Origin of the sequence: Lentzea atacamensis, assembly GCF_003269295.1 — a bacterium.
Classification (GTDB): Bacteria; Actinomycetota; Actinomycetes; order Mycobacteriales; family Pseudonocardiaceae; genus Lentzea; species Lentzea atacamensis.
In genome coordinates this window covers 237,171-251,469 of sequence record NZ_QLTT01000006.1, presented here as the reverse complement: position 1 = coordinate 251,469, position 14,299 = coordinate 237,171, and the positions used below count along the sequence as shown (strand labels likewise).

The 14,299-nt window shown below is 68.0% G+C and carries 17 protein-coding genes; 6 read left to right on the top strand and 11 right to left on the bottom strand.

The window, feature by feature from the left end; translation table 11 throughout:
• Positions 1-33: 33 nt before the first annotated feature.
• Entirely contained in the window at positions 34-1,326 is a 1,293-nt protein-coding gene (locus tag C8D87_RS26890) for a PhoH family protein (RefSeq protein ID WP_325049719.1), read from the bottom strand.
• Positions 1,327-1,727: 401 nt separating this feature from the next.
• Entirely contained in the window at positions 1,728-2,978 is a 1,251-nt protein-coding gene (locus C8D87_RS26885; RefSeq protein WP_112228826.1) for a DUF885 domain-containing protein, read from the bottom strand.
• A gap of 213 nt (positions 2,979-3,191) precedes the next feature.
• On the opposite strand from C8D87_RS26885, the gene C8D87_RS26880 reads away from it, so the two are divergent.
• Positions 3,192-3,539 (top strand): hypothetical protein, encoded by a 348-nt coding sequence (locus C8D87_RS26880; RefSeq protein WP_215732499.1) that lies wholly within the window; start codon positions 3,192-3,194, stop codon positions 3,537-3,539.
• A gap of 187 nt (positions 3,540-3,726) precedes the next feature.
• Here C8D87_RS26880 and C8D87_RS26875 read toward each other — a convergent pair whose 3' ends face one another.
• Positions 3,727-4,506 (bottom strand): isoprenyl transferase, encoded by a 780-nt coding sequence (locus C8D87_RS26875; protein ID WP_112228825.1) that lies wholly within the window; start codon positions 4,504-4,506, stop codon positions 3,727-3,729.
• 78 nt (positions 4,507-4,584) lie between these two features.
• On the opposite strand from C8D87_RS26875, the gene trhA reads away from it, so the two are divergent.
• Positions 4,585-5,256 carry a PAQR family membrane homeostasis protein TrhA gene (trhA, locus tag C8D87_RS26870; protein WP_112228824.1) on the top strand — a complete coding sequence of 224 codons (672 nt, stop codon included), beginning with the start codon at positions 4,585-4,587 and terminating at the stop codon, positions 5,254-5,256.
• A 4-nt stretch (positions 5,257-5,260) separates the two neighbouring features.
• Here the strand turns inward: trhA and C8D87_RS26865 are convergent, their stop codons facing one another.
• Both C8D87_RS26865 and C8D87_RS26860 read right to left on the bottom strand, forming a co-directional pair.
• A complete protein-coding gene (locus C8D87_RS26865) occupies positions 5,261-5,554 on the bottom strand; it encodes a hypothetical protein (RefSeq protein WP_112228823.1) in 294 nt (97 codons plus the stop codon).
• A complete protein-coding gene (locus C8D87_RS26860; RefSeq protein WP_112228822.1) occupies positions 5,544-6,938 on the bottom strand; it encodes a class II fumarate hydratase in 1,395 nt (464 codons plus the stop codon). The genes C8D87_RS26865 and C8D87_RS26860 overlap by 11 nt, the downstream gene beginning before the upstream one ends.
• 63 nt (positions 6,939-7,001) lie before the next feature.
• Between C8D87_RS26860 and C8D87_RS26855 the strand changes: the two genes are divergently transcribed.
• Both C8D87_RS26855 and C8D87_RS26850 read left to right on the top strand, forming a co-directional pair.
• Positions 7,002-7,970 (top strand): NAD(P)/FAD-dependent oxidoreductase, encoded by a 969-nt coding sequence (locus C8D87_RS26855; RefSeq protein WP_112228821.1) that lies wholly within the window; start codon positions 7,002-7,004, stop codon positions 7,968-7,970.
• A gap of 130 nt (positions 7,971-8,100) precedes the next feature.
• Positions 8,101-8,445, top strand: coding sequence for a hypothetical protein (locus C8D87_RS26850; protein ID WP_112228820.1), 345 nt, complete (start codon positions 8,101-8,103; stop codon positions 8,443-8,445).
• On the opposite strand, the gene C8D87_RS26845 is transcribed toward C8D87_RS26850, so the two are convergent.
• On the bottom strand, positions 8,446-8,907 hold the full coding sequence (locus C8D87_RS26845; protein ID WP_109633218.1) for an Lrp/AsnC family transcriptional regulator: 462 nt from the start codon (positions 8,905-8,907) through the stop codon (positions 8,446-8,448).
• Positions 8,908-9,016: 109 nt separating this feature from the next.
• Between C8D87_RS26845 and C8D87_RS26840 the strand changes: the two genes are divergently transcribed.
• On the top strand, positions 9,017-10,003 hold the full coding sequence (locus C8D87_RS26840) for a Glu/Leu/Phe/Val dehydrogenase dimerization domain-containing protein (RefSeq protein WP_233442300.1): 987 nt from the start codon (positions 9,017-9,019) through the stop codon (positions 10,001-10,003).
• A gap of 58 nt (positions 10,004-10,061) precedes the next feature.
• Complete coding sequence (locus tag C8D87_RS26835; RefSeq protein ID WP_112228819.1) at positions 10,062-10,811, top strand: hypothetical protein; 750 nt, start codon at positions 10,062-10,064, stop codon at positions 10,809-10,811.
• On the opposite strand, the gene C8D87_RS26830 is transcribed toward C8D87_RS26835, so the two are convergent.
• The 5 genes from C8D87_RS26830 to glpX form a co-directional block, all read right to left on the bottom strand.
• Positions 10,808-11,218, bottom strand: a complete 411-nt coding sequence (locus tag C8D87_RS26830; RefSeq protein ID WP_109632286.1) for a L,D-transpeptidase — start codon at positions 11,216-11,218, stop codon at positions 10,808-10,810. The genes C8D87_RS26835 and C8D87_RS26830 overlap by 4 nt on opposite strands.
• Positions 11,219-11,274: 56 nt before the next feature.
• Positions 11,275-11,673, bottom strand: coding sequence for a L,D-transpeptidase (locus C8D87_RS26825; RefSeq protein ID WP_233442299.1), 399 nt, complete (start codon positions 11,671-11,673; stop codon positions 11,275-11,277).
• Positions 11,674-11,691: 18 nt separating this feature from the next.
• The gene (locus C8D87_RS26820) at positions 11,692-12,099 is read right to left on the bottom strand and encodes a L,D-transpeptidase (protein WP_170154787.1); all 408 of its coding nucleotides are present in this window, start codon (positions 12,097-12,099) and stop codon (positions 11,692-11,694) included.
• Positions 12,100-12,361: 262 nt separating this feature from the next.
• Positions 12,362-13,132 (bottom strand): S1 family peptidase, encoded by a 771-nt coding sequence (locus tag C8D87_RS26815; protein WP_109632291.1) that lies wholly within the window; start codon positions 13,130-13,132, stop codon positions 12,362-12,364.
• A 120-nt stretch (positions 13,133-13,252) separates the two neighbouring features.
• Positions 13,253-14,293: a class II fructose-bisphosphatase gene (gene glpX / locus C8D87_RS26810; protein ID WP_109632293.1), complete on the bottom strand. Its 1,041-nt coding sequence runs from the start codon at positions 14,291-14,293 to the stop codon at positions 13,253-13,255.
• Positions 14,294-14,299: the final 6 nt, after the last annotated feature.

Genomic DNA, 14,299 nt, shown 5'->3' with positions numbered 1-14,299 from the left:
CGAAAGCGCGGGGCCGTTCCACTCAGGACGCGACTATGAGGCGTAGTCCTCCAGCATCTCGGTGACGAGGGCCGCGATCGGCGAACGCTCCGAGCGGGTCAGGGTCACGTGTGCGAAGAGCGGGTGGCCCTTCAGCTTCTCGATCACCGCCGCCACGCCGTCGTGCCGGCCCACCCGCAGGTTGTCGCGCTGCGCCACGTCGTGCGTCAGCACCACCCGCGAGTTGCTGCCCAGGCGGGACAGCACGGTCAGCAGGACGTTGCGCTCCAACGACTGCGCCTCGTCCACGATCACGAAGGAGTCGTGCAGCGAGCGACCGCGGATGTGGGTGAGTGGCAGGACCTCGAGCATCCCGCGGTCCAGCACCTCCTCCAGCACCGCCTGGCTCACCAGCGCGCCGAGGGTGTCGAACACCGCCTGCGCCCACGGCCCCATCTTCTCGTTCTCGGTACCCGGCAGGTACCCGAGCTCCTGGCCACCGACCGCGTACAGCGGCCGGAACACCACGACCTTGCGGTGCTGCCTGCGTTCCATCACCGCTTCGAGGCCGGCGCACAACGCCAGCGCCGATTTGCCGGTGCCCGCACGTCCGCCCAGCGAGACGATGCCGACATCGGCGTCGAGCAACAGGTCCAGCGCGATCCGCTGTTCAGCGGACCTGCCGTGCAGTCCGAACGCCTCCCGATCTCCGCGCACCAGCCTGATCTGCTTGTCCGCGGTCACCCGGCCCAGCGCACTCGACGTGCCCGCCAGCAACCGGAGTCCGGTGTGGCAGGGCAGTTCCGCGATGTGCTCCAGGTCCTCGTACTGGGTGGGGTCGACGACGTTCTCCTTGAACAGGCTGTCCACCAACGACTGAGGAACGTCCAGATCGGACATTCCCGTCCAGCCGGACAGGGTCACGTCGTGCGCCCGGTACTCCTCCGCCTGCAGGCCGACCGATCCGGCCTTGACCCGCAGCGGCATGTCCTTGGTCACCAGGGTGACGTTTCGCCCCTCAGCAGCGAGGTTGAGGGAGCAAGCGAGGATCCGGGCGTCGTTGGAGTCCGTTCGGAAACCTGATGGCAACACCTCCGGGTCGGAGTGGTTGAGCTCGACGTGCAAGGTGCCTCCCAGATCTCCTATGGAGATCGGCGAATCGAGGCGACCATGCCGCAAGCGCAGGTCGTCGAGCAGACGCAGTGCTTCCCTCGCGAACCAGCCCAGTTCGGGGTGGTGGCGCTTGCCCTCCAGCTCGCTGATCACCACGAGCGGCAGCACGACCTCGTGCTCCGCGAAACGGGTGGGGGCGAGAGGGTCGGACAGCAGTACCGACGTGTCCAGCACATATGTGGTGATGGCTGGAGCGGCGGACTTGCGCCGGGGGGAGGAACTGCGCGATGAGCCTGAGGAACGGCTCGCGGGACGTCGTGCGTTCACGGCAACTCCCTCACGAACGCGGCACCCGCGTCCGCTCCTCGCTGGGCCAGGCACCACCCTGATCGGTCGTCTCACCTTCCGCCGGTGTCGGCGTCAGGCAGGTCGACCACGAGGGCCGGGTGCCGGCCCCCTCGCGACGTTGTCTGCCACGATCAGAGCCTCCCTGCGCGGTCCGCAGTGGTCGCGTCCCGCCGCTTTCGAAGTTACCTGCGGAAGTACCCCGTCTGCATGAAGCCACACAGGTGAATCCCGATTTGTCATCTGCCGGAAAACAACCCGAAACGTGACCGTAGCCGTGTTTTCGCTGGTCAGATGCCACTTTCGTGGCCGTTGCGGGCCAACCACGACAGGCCGTCCCGAACCTGGGATTCCAGGGATTTCGGCACCAGGGGCTCGTCGAGAAGTCTCAGATAGCGGGAGTCGAGCGACTCGCCGGGCGCGCGGACGTCCAGCCAGGCCCTCACGAGGCGCACTCCTTCGACGTATGTGGTGGTGTACGCGCGCCACAACGGGTCGGCCAGAAAACGAACCATCTGCCGTGCGCGGCGGTCGGGGACTAGCAGCCACCTGCGCAGATGCGCAACCACGTCATCCTGATCCGCACCCCGATCGTGTAGCAGCAGGGCGGCGTCCTGCCGCACGGTGAGCAGACCGGACGCCGCCGATTCGACCTTTTCGGACAGTTCGCCGTCCATTCGCAACCCGAGGTCGCGGAAGATCTGCTCCGTCCAGACGCCCCAGCCCGGCCCGACAGCGGCGTGCAGGCCGAGGTCCGCCATGCCCTCGGCCATCAGGCACTGCGGCGTGTTGATCAGGAAGATCGACTGCTCGGCGTGGCCGCGCTTGGCGACCAGGCCCGCCTCCTTGCGGCAGTGCTCGGTGTGGTGGCCCGGATAGGACTCGTGCGCGACCAGGTGCGGCAGGTTCGACATGCGGTGGTTCAGGTCGGCGTTGATCGCGACGCGCGACCGGTAGCCGCCGAGGTAGTAGTTGAAACCGCTCCACGGCTTGTTCGTGACGACCTGGTACTCGACGATCTCCTGCTCGGGCAGTGCGTACTTGCGCCGCACGCGGTCCCTCAGGGCGCTGGAGAGGGCCTGGACGGCGCCCTGGAGCCTGCGTGGGGACACCTCGTCGGCCGTGCGGAAGGCGTTGAGGCGTTCGGAGAGCGAACCGGCACCCGGCAGCAGCGCGTCGAGGTTGCGGTGGGCCTGCGCGTACGCGTCCTCGTCGCCGGGGCGGATGCGGACCTGGAAGTACCGCTCGACCTCGTCGATGAACGCGATGCGCTCGCCGGCGAGCTTGCGCGCGGTGCACTCCAACGCGGTGAGGTGCGCCTGGAGGAACTGTTTGCGCTGGTCAGCGAGGTCGGAGTCGACGAGCTCACGCTGGAGCTGCCGCGCGTGGCCTGCCAGCGCCTTGGGGTCGAGGCGCGGCTCGTTGTCGACGGCGCGGCTCAGTGCCGGGTCGCCGGTGAACGAGTCGACGAACCCGGGCACCAGGCGCCCGAGCCGCAGCCCAAGAACCAGGTATCCGCGTACGAGCTCGTTGGCCTCCATGAGTCGGAGAGCGTAGAGCGTCTACCACGGCGCCTTACTCGCGACCGAATCGTGAATCGAAGACCACCTGAACGGGCAATGTTGTTGATCTTGCTGTCACACAATGGGGTCATCGGGACCGCCAATCGAGATCAACACCGATAACGGCTCCGCCCGGAGACCCCTCCCTCCGGAGATCCCTGAAGACTCCGGAAATGACGGGGATAACCCGACATGAAGGAGATTTACGTGAAGAAGGCTTGTGCCGCGGTTGCTGCCGCAGCTGCGCTGCCCCTCACGTTCGCCCCTGCCGCCATGGCCGGCGAAGGCCACGACGGGTACCACTGGACGAACGGCCCGCTGCTCGTCCTGCTGAACGGCAACAACGCGAACGTGAACGTCGGTGCCTGTGGCAACAACGTCGGCGTTCTCGGCGGCGCTGTGCCGATCAACTCGCCGTCCATCACCCAGACCTGTGCCGTTGGCGGCATCGTCGACGAGGGCTGCTCTCCCTTTTTCTCTGCGTCTGGGGGTGTCATTCGTGGCGCCCCCGGACGTTTTTCCCGGTTTGAAACTCGTTAAGGAGAAAATCGTGCTGAGAAGGCAGGTGCCGTTCTCGGCGCCGCTGTGCCGATCAACTCGCCGTCCATCACCGACACCTGCGCGGTCAGCGGCATCGAAGACGGCGACGAGTGGGGCGACCACGACGAGGACTGATCCTCTCGTAGCTGAAAGGCGCGCTCACCTCCGCGGTGGGCGTCCCTTCTGCTCAGCTGCCGTACCTGCGGTGGCGCTTGGCGTACTCGCGCATGGCCCGCAGGAAGTCCGTGCGCCGGAAGCCGGGCCAGTAGGCCTCGCAGAACCAGAACTCCGAGTGCGCAGACTGCCACAGCATGAACCCGGAGAGCCGCTGCTCACCGGACGTGCGGATGATCAGGTCCGGATCCGGCTGCCCTGACGTGTAGAGGTGCTCCGCGATGTGGTCGACGTCGAGCACCTCAGCCAGCTCTTCGATGGTTCCGCCGCGCTCGGCGTGCGCCTGCAGGAGTTTCCTGACCGCGTCCGCGATCTCCTGCCGGCCGCCGTACGCCACGGCGACGTTGACCTGGATGCCGCCGCGCCCCTTCGTGCGCGCCGCGGCGTTGGTGAGCCGCTCGGCGTGCTCCTCGGGCAGCATGTCGATCGCACCGACGTGCCGGACCCGCCACGGCTTGCCGTCCTCGGCCAGCTCGTCGGTGATGTCGGCGATGATGTCGAGCAACGGCGCCAGCTCTTCGGCGGGCCGGTTGAGGTTGTCGGTGCTCAGCATCCAGAGCGTGACGACCTCGACTCCGGCGTCACCGCACCAGTCGAGCAGCTCGAGGATCTTGCGCGCCCCGGCCCGGTGCCCGTGCGCGACGTCCGTGAACCCGGCCTCGCGCGCCCACCGCCGGTTGCCGTCGAGAACGACGCCGACGTGTTTGGGCACCTGTGTCCCGCTCAGCTCGCGCCGGAGAATCCACTCGTAGAAGTGGATAGCGACGTCTTTCACACGGGTGCGGAGTGCCACGTCCGAACAGCGTACGCCGTGCAACCTTCATCACTGAGTCGCGGTCCCGAAACCTACGGTCGCGTAACCTGGGTTCTCGTGACCACTGCGACCATTCCTCCACAGCCCGGACTGCGGCCGCGACTTCGTGGGTGGCTGCACCTCTGGTCCTTCATCGTCTCGGTGGCGACCGGCGCGACACTGATCGCGCTGGCGGCCTCCACGGTCTCCGGCCTGGCGGCTCTGGCCACTTCGGTGTACGGGGCCACCGTTCTCGGCTTGTTCGGCGTCTCAGCGCTGTATCACCGCGTCACCTGGAAGTCCGACCGCGTCCGGACGTGGATGAAGCGCCTGGACCACTCGATGATCTTCGTGTTCATCGCGGGCACGTACACGCCGTTCGCGCTCCTGGCGATGGACCAGGAGACCGGCCGCGTGGTGCTGGCCATCGTGTGGACCGGCGCCATCCTGGGCGTCACGCTGAAGCTGGCGTGGCCGCACGCGCCGCGGTGGCTCGGGGTGCCGATCTACATCGCGCTCGGCTGGGTGGCGGTGTTCGTGCTGCCTGAGCTGCTGCACCACGCCGGAGTCGCGGCGCTCGTGTTGTTGTTGGTGGGTGGGGCGCTTTACACCGCTGGGGCGGTGTTCTACGCGACCCGGTGGCCCAACCCCTGGCCGCAGGTGTTCGGGTATCACGAGTTCTTCCACGCTGCGACCGTGGTGGCGGCGATCTGCCACTACATCGCCATCTGGCTCGCCATGTACTCCTGATCGGTCAGTCGCCCAGAAACTCCATCGTCAGCGAACGATCCGCAGCGCACACCGCCGCGAGAGCGCGGAGGTCGTCGAAATGACGGCCCTCCGCGCCCACCGCGTCCAGTGCCGCGACGAAGTCGGACATGTCGACGGCACCCAGCTGGCGGTAGCCGTACGGGTCGATGCGGTTCAGCAGCGGATGGTTCACCCGCTCCAGCAGTGCGCTGAACACGCCGGCTCCGTCCGGCACCACGCCGACCTCCGTCACGCGGCGTCGTGACTCCTTGCGGACCACGCGGACGTCAACGCCCACCGCGCGCCATCCGCAACACGTCGAGCGCCTCGTCCAGCTGCTCCTCGGTCAGCTTCGACGGCACGTGGCCGCGCTCCAGCACGACCGCGCGGATGGTCTTGCGCTCCTTCAGCGACTGCTTGGCGATCGACGCCGCCTCCTCGTAGCCGAGGTAGCGGTTCAGCGGCGTGACGATCGACGGCGACGACTCGGCGTACTCGCGCATCTGCGACGCCTGGGCCTCGGTGCCGGTCAGCACCTTGTCTGCCAGCAGGCGTGCCACGGCGGCCAGCAGGCGGGAGGACTCCAGGACGTTGCGGGCGATGACCGGCAGCATCACGTTGAGCTGGAAGTTGCCCTGCGAGCCGGCGAAGGCCACCGCGGCGTCGTTGCCGATCACCTGGGCCACGACCATCATCGTGGCTTCCGAGATCACCGGGTTGACCTTGCCCGGCATGATCGACGAGCCCGGCTGGAGGTCGGGGAGGGCCAGTTCGCCCAGGCCCGTGCGGGGGCCGGAGCCCAGCCAGCGGAGGTCGTTGGCGATCTTGAACAACGCCACCGCGCACGCTCGCAGCTGGCCGGAGATCTCGACCACGCCGTCCTGGGTGGCCTGGGCCTCGAAGTGGTCGCGGGCCTCGACCAGGGGCAGGCCGGTTGAGGTGGCCAGTTCGGCGGCCACTCGGGCGCCGAACTCGGCGGGGGCGTTCAGGCCCGAGCCGACGGCGGTGCCGCCGATCGGCAGTTCGGCCAGGCGCGGCACGGAGGACTGCAGGCGTTCCGCGGAGTAGCGGACCTGGGAGGCCCACGCGCCTGCTTCCTGGCCCAGCGTGATCGGTACGGCGTCCATCAGGTGGGTGCGGCCGGATTTGACCAGGTCAGCCCATTCTGCGGCCCTTGAGGAGAGCACCGACTCGAGGTGCTCCAAGGCGGGGATGACGTCCGTGACGACGGCTTCGGTGGCGGCCACGCGCAGGGTCGTGGGGAAGGTGTCGTTGGACGACTGCGAGGCGTTGACGTGGTCGTTCGGGTGCACGTCGCGGCCCAGCGCGCGCGAAGCCAGGGTGGCGATGACCTCGTTGGCGTTCATGTTCGAGGACGTGCCGGAACCCGTCTGGAAGACGTCGACCGGGAAGTGGGCGTCCCACTCGCCGGCCGCCACCTCGTCGGCGGCGGTGGCGATGGCCGCGGCGAGGTCCGCGTCGAGAACACCGAGCTGGGCGTTGACTCTGGCCGCCGCCGCCTTGAGCAGGCCCAGGGCCCTGACCTGGGCACGTTCCAGGCCTCGACCGGAAATCGGGAAGTTCTCGACCGCGCGTTGTGTTTGGGCGCGCCACAATGCGTCGACCGGCACGCGGACTTCACCCATCGTGTCGTGTTCGACGCGGTACTCCTGTTCAGACATGCATCCGAGTCTCTATGGTCGATCACAGCACTGCCACCCACCACTGGCAGAAGGGCACCACTCATGGAGCTTGACGTCGACCTCCTCGTCGTGGGCGCTGGCCCGACGGGGTTGTTCGCCGCGTATTACGCAGGCTTCCGGGAACTCAAGATCGCACTCGTCGACGCACTGCCCGAACCGGGCGGCCAGGTGACGGCGATGTATCCGGAGAAGATGATTTTCGACGTGGCCGGCTTCCCTGCGATCCGCGGGCGTGACCTCGTCAACGGTCTGGTGGAGCAGGCAGGGCAGTACAAGCCGACCTACCTGCTCGGTCGCCAGGCGCGCACGCTGGAGTCCACAGAGGACGGTCTCACGATCGGCCTCGCGGACGGCAGCACGATCAGGGCCGGTGCGGTGCTGATCACGGCGGGTATGGGCGAGTTCAACCCGCGTCCGCTGCCCGCCGGCGACGGCTGGCTGGGTCGCGGCATGGTGCACTTCGTGCCGGTGCTGGCCGAACACGCCGGGCAGCACGTCGTGATCGTGGGCGGCGGCGACTCGGCGTTCGACTGGGCGCTCGCGCTGCACCCGATCGCCGCCAGCGTGACGCTGGTGCACCGCAGGGCCAACTTCCGCGCGCACGCCGCGACTGTGCGGCAGGTGCGGGAGCTCGGGGTCGAGATCATCACCGACGCCGAGGTGCTGGAGCTGCGGGGCGATCCTCTGTCCGAAGTGGACATCAAGGTCAAGGGTGAGGACGTGAAGACGTTGCCCGCGCAGACGGTTGTCGCGGCGCTCGGGTTCACGGCCGACCTCGGGCCGATCGAGTCGTGGGGGCTGGAGCTCGACCACCGCGCGGTGGTCGTCGACACCACGATGAAGACCAAGCTGGACCGCGTCTACGCGGCCGGTGACGTCGCGCAGTACCCCGGCAAGGTCAAGCTCATCGCCACCGGGTTCGGGGAGGCGGCGACGGCGGTCAACAACATCGCGGTCATGCTCAACCCCTCGGCTCACCTCTTTCCAGGGCATTCCAGCGACGCGAGCTGATCCGCGCTGGCAGGACCCGCGGGCATGGGGAGACTCGTGGCCGTGCTCGCGGCCTGCCTGCTCTTGGCCGGTTGCAGCGAGGTGCCGCAGTACGCGGTGCGAAAGGGGTCCGCACGGCGGTGTCGAGATCGTGTACTCCGATTGCGACAGAGAGATCGAGAAGCTCGTCCGGATCTCGTTCGTCACCGTCGAAGGTGAGAGCTGGGACGAGAACGAGCCGAAGATCTGGCAGCTCGACTTCCCCACGCCGGTCGCGTTGACCTCGGTCGAGGCGGGGCGCCTGCCCGATGGCGCCGTGGAGGCGATCCCGTGGCGGCAGCCCGGCCCCGACCAGGTGGTGTCCGTCGACATCGCCTACGAGGAACGACCGCACGCCACCGTCCAGGACTTCACCCTCCGGCAGCTCGACGACGGCAAAACGTTGCATCGGCACGAGTGGATCACGGCGGAGGAGTTCGACGAGCGCTGCGACTGACTACGGCGCGGGCAGCGGTGCCGGGTCGTGCTTCGCCAGGTGCTGGAAGATGATCGACGTGCGGAAGCCGACGATCTCCTTGCGCTGGCTCAGCCGGTCGACGAGGAAGGCGTGCAGGTGCTCGTTGTCCTGGGCGCTCACGTGGATCACGAAGTCGTCGCTGCCCGCCATCACGAACACCGACAGGACCTCCGGCAGCTGGGCGGCGAAGGCCTTGAAGGCGTCGATCACGCCGCGGCTCAGCGGACGTACCTGCACCGACACCAGTGCCTGCACCCCGCGGTTCAGCGCGGACGGTGCGATGTCGGCGTGGTAGCCGCGGATCACGCCGCGTTCGCGCAGCAGGCGGATGCGTTCGAGGCTCGTCGACGGTGCCACGCCCACCTTGCGGGCGATGTCGCGGTTCGACTGCCGGGCATCACGCTGCAGTTCCCGCACGATCGCCGAATCAAGTTCGTCCATCTCGCTCCCCAGCGCTGACTGCCGAACAACGTTCGGCTCAGCACCGAAATCGTTGGTGATCACCCTAACTTCGAAGCCAAAGCATGGCGGAAGTTCGGGAGGAACGCTGATGTGGGAACACGAACGGCTCGTCGTCCGGACCGGGCCGCGGTCGGGGATGACCACGATGGTCGCCCTGCACTCGACGGAGGCGGGGCCGGCGGTCGGCGGGTGCCGGATGAAGGCGTACGAGCGGATCACTGACGCCGTCACCGACGTGTTGCGGCTGTCCAAGGCCATGACGCTCAAGTGCGCGGCGGCCGGAATTCCGCACGGTGGCGCCAAAAGCGTGATCGTCGTCGATCGGCCGCTCACTCCCGGGCTGAGGCGGCAGGTGCTGCTCGACCACGCCGACCTGATCAACGAGTTCGGCGGCGCCTACCGCGCGGGGCCTGACGTCGGCACCGGGCCTGACGACATGCTCGTGCTCAGCGAACTGACCCCGTACGTCCACTGCCTGCCGGAGGAGCACGGCGGTACGGGCTCGTCGAGCGGGCCCACGGCGCGGGGAGTGCTGGCGGCGCTGAAGGCCGCTTCGCGTCACGTCTTCGGGACGGACGACCTGACCGGCAGGAAGGTGGTGATCAGCGGGTTCGGTTCGGTGGGGGAGCTGATCGCCAGGGCGCTGCGGGGTGCGGAGGTGATCGTGTCCGATGTGGACGAGAGCAGGCGAACGGACGAGTTCGGCTGGGTGCATCCGGACCAGGCGTACAGGGTGAAGGCGGACGTGCTCGTTCCTGCGGCGGTGGGAGGCGTGCTCAGCCCTCAAGTCGTCGAACAGCTGGACGTACGGCTGGTCGTCGGGCCCGCCAACAACCAGCTCACCGACGACAGCGTCGCCGGCCTGCTCGAAGCGCGCGGCATCGTGTGGGTGCCCGACCACGTCGCCAGTGCCGGTGGGGTGATCTACACGCTGGCCAGGGAGGACGACGGCGCTGACCACGAGACCGCGCTGCGGCGGGTGGACGGCATCGGGGTGATGGTCGGGAAGCTTCTCCGTGGGCGCCAGCGGGAAGACAGCGGCATGACTGCGAACCCCGGTAGCATGGGTGCCTGAACTGCACGGGTTGCGCGTGTCAGGGGGATGCGCGGCAATGCAACCCAGGGGGAATCTGGTGATTCACGTTTACTGGGCCGACATCGTGCCCGGCACGCCGTGGTGGGCAGGGCCGGTCACGCGCGAGAGGCCGCGCACCGTTTACTGGCAGCCGTTGTCCGAGCTGGTCGAACGGCGGGTCAACGCCGAGGTCGACACGTTCGGGTGGGGGTCCGACGTGCTGGTCGAGATGACGGTGCCGAGCCGTCTGATTCCCGAGATCGCGGTGATGCCCGGGTTTGCCGTGGTGCAGCTGGCGCTGCCGGACGCGCTCAACCGGAGCCGGAACGTCGAGCTGGTCGTGGCGGCGCTGGAGGACGGCGTGCACACCGCGGTGCAACGGGTGGCGCGGCGGCTGGGAGCCAGGTACTCGCGGGTCGAGGCGGAGCCGCGAAGTCTCGAGCATCCGCTCCGGCTCAGCACGCTGGCCGGGCGGTTCGCCGGGACGATCGCGCTCGTGTCGCCGCGGACCTCGTCGGACGAGTTCATGGCCTCGTTGCCGGCCGAGGAGGTCCAGTGGGAGGGGCACGAGGGCTGGCGGATCGTCAGGGCCACCAGGGAACCTGCCGGCAGGCCGGTGTCCGATGTGGACTTCAGTGCGGTGGACGTGCCGGTGTTGCTGGACAACCTGTCCGCGGATCCCGGGGTGGCGCTGGTGGTGGTCGGCAAGGAGCTGGAGCGGCTCATAGGATGGCTGCCCACCGGCCTCGCGGGTCGCGTCTCCGTGATGGGGCGCGACGACGGATGCTGGTGGGCAGCGATCAGTTAGGGCAGCACCTGGACCTTCTCGCCGATCGCCAGGTTGTCGTAGAACACCAGCGACGCGTCGGCGCTCAGCCGGATGCAGCCGTGCGACTGGACGTTGGTGTCACCCTGGTGGAACGCGATACCGCTCGTGGTGAAGTACACCGCGTTCGGCATCGGGCCGTTGTAGGGGACGCTCCAGTCGTTCTTCACCTTGCGCAGTACCGAGAACGTGCCGACCGGAGTCTCGTACCCCGGCTTGCCGTGGCTGATCTGGACCGGTCCGTAGCTCACCTTGCCGTTGTAGACCAGCCATGCCTTGTTGGAGTGCTTCTCCAGGCACGCTCCGTTGTAGACGGTGCACCCCGCCTGCGCCTGCGCGGGTACCGCGAAACCGAGGAGCAGGAGCACCGTCGCGATGAGAACTCGCATCTCACATCACCCCTCAGTGATGGGGTAACCACTATCCGGTGAGCTCAATCATCTGCTTATGGAAGCACCTGAACTCGCTCGCCGACGAAGAGGTTGTCGTAGAAGACCTGCGAGGCTTCCCAGGTCAGGCGCACGCAGCCGTGCGACTGGGAGTTCAGGTCGCCCTGGTGGAACGCCACACCGTCGTAGGTGAAGTACACGGCGTTTGGCATCGGACCGTCGTACGGGATGCTCCAGTCGTTCTTCACCTTGCGCAGCACGGAGAACATGCCGACCGGCGTGCCGTACCCCGGCTTGCCATGGCTGATCTGGACCGGGCCGTAGCTCGTGACGCCGTTGGTGACGAGCCAGGCCCGGTTCGTGTGCTTCTGCACGCACGCTCCGGTGTGGACGGTGCAGCCGGAGGCGTGTGCGGGTGCCGCGAGGCTAAGCAGCAGAAGGGCCGTGACGGCCATGGCTCTCATAGTTGATCATCATGAGACCACCTGAACCGTCTCGCCAATCGACAGGTTCTGGAAGTAGTACTGCGCCGCCTTCGGGTCCAGGTGGATGCAGCCGTGCGACGGGTCGGTCAGCGAGCCCTCGTGGAACGCGATACCGCTGTGGGTGAAGTACGTCGACCACGGCATGGGCGCGTTGTACGGGCGGCTCCACTCGTCCTTCACCTTGCGCAGCACCGGGAACTTGCCGAGCGGCGTCTCGAAGCCCTTGCGCCCGTGGGTGATCGGCACCGGGCCGTAGACGATCTTGTCGCCGCGCAGGACCCACGACTGGTTCGTGGAGAGCTGGATGCACGCGCCGTCGCTGATGTCGCACGGCGTCGGCTTCACGACCGGAGCGGGAGGCGGTGGTGGCGGGGGAGGCGTCTCAGAGGAAGACACGGGCGCCGGCGAAGACGCGGGCACAGGCGAAGAAGACGATGACGAAGGCGGTGGCGCTGCAGGAGTTTCAGCGTGCACGGTTCCCTGCGCACATCCCGCCACCGACATCAACGCGATCGCCGCGAGCAGCATCCGCATCGCGCACCCCCTCAGTGATTCATCCTTTGCCGAAGTAGACGACTGGACGATCACCGGGGTTGCAAAGCGAGGGCCCGCCTCCCATAACGGTTGGGAGACGGGCCCTCAAAACGCGTTTACCGGTTTACACCGAGCCCGCGTACTGGCTGATCCACGAGCGGAAGTACGGGACGTCCACGTAGATCGACGGAGCGGTCGCGCAGGTCGCGCCACCACCGGAGCGGCTCGTCGCGCCGATCAGCTCCCAGCGGCCGGACACCGACTTCACCTGCGGGCCACCCGAGTCGCCGTAGCAGGCGCCCTTGTTGCCGTCGGTGTTGTTCGTGCAGATCTCCGAGGCGGCGTTGATGCCGGAGCACCGGCTGTCCGAGACGATCGACGTGTCGAGCTCCTGCAGGGTGATCGGAGCGCCGCAGCCGCCGCGGATCGGACACGTCTGGCCCCAGCCGATGATCCGCGACGGGGTGCCGACCGGACCGGACGTGGCCGCCACGGCGGCGGGAGCCTGGCTGACCGAGGTGGACAGCTGGACGAGCGCCAGGTCGGCCGACGGGTGGTTGATGATCCGCGACGCGCGGGCCACCGTGCCGCCGCTGGTGCGGTTGGTGGTGCCGATCCGCGCCTGGGTCGACGACGGGGTGCGGCCCTGGACGCAGTGCTTCGCCGTCACGACCCAGTTGGACTTGATCAGCGTGCCACCGCAGAAGTGGCTGCCGGAGGTGCTCTGCAGCGAGACCATCCACGAGTAGACCTGGGTGGCGTTGCGGCCACCGACGATCATCGGCGAGACGTCGCCGTCAGGGTTGGGGGTCGGAGCCGCGGTGGCCGCGGCGGCCGAAGCGAGCAGGGCGCCCGCGGCCACGGCGATTGCGGAGAACAACGAACGTGCCCTCATCGTTGAGCTTCCTTCCTGATCCCGGCGCAGGGTTGCCGGGGTCAGGACGGAAACTAGGGACGAAAGTCACACGATGACTAGGGTCACTCGTCTGGTTACTGAGCGTTCACAGTTCACCTTTTACGGCAGCGGCTGCTGCACGTCCTCCGGCAGGTCGAAGTCGACCGAGGCGTATTCGCGCAGCTTGTGCAGGCTGTGGAAGCCGTCGATCATGCGGACGGTGCCGGACTTCGATCGCATGACGATGGACTGCGTGGTGCAGCCGCCCGCCCGGTAGTGCACACCACGCAGAAGGTCGCCGTCGGTAACGCCCGTGGCGCAGAAGAAGACGTTGTCGCCCGACACGAGGTCGTTCGTCGTGAGCACGCGGGAGAGGTCGTGGCCCGCGCCGATCGCCTTCTCGCGCTCCTCGTCGTCCTTGGGCCACAACCGGCCCTGGATGGCGCCACCGACGCACTTGAGCGCCGCCGCGGCGATGATGCCCTCCGGCGTGCCACCGATGCCCACGAGCATGTCCACGCCCGACGTGGGACGCGCGGCCGAGATCGCGCCCGCCACGTCGCCGTCGGAGATGAAGTGGATGCGGGCGCCGGCCTGGCGCACCTCGCGCACGATCTGCTCGTGCCGCGGACGGTCCAGGATGCACACGTTCACGTCGGAGACGTCGCTGTGCTTGGCCTTCGCGACGCGGCGGATGTTCTCCGCGATCGGGGCGGTGATGTCGATGACGTCGGCCGCCTCCGGGCCCACGGCGAGCTTCTCCATGTAGAACACGGCGGACGGGTCGAACATGGCCCCGCGCTCGGCCACGGCCAGCACGGCCAGCGCGTTCGGCATGCCCTTGGACATCAGCGTGGTGCCGTCGATCGGGTCGACGGCGACGTCGCACTCGGGGCCTTCGCCGTTGCCGACCTCCTCGCCGTTGAACAGCATGGGCGCCTCGTCCTTCTCGCCCTCGCCGATCACGACGACACCGCGCATCGAGACGGTGTGGATCAGCTTGCGCATCGCGTCGACCGCGGCGCCGTCACCGCCGTTCTTGTCGCCGCGTCCCACCCACCGGCCGGCAGCCATGGCCGCCGCCTCAGTGACGCGCACGAGCTCCAATGCCAGGTTGCGGTCGGGGGCTTCGCGACGTCGTTCCGCGGGGGTGTTCACCATTGCGCG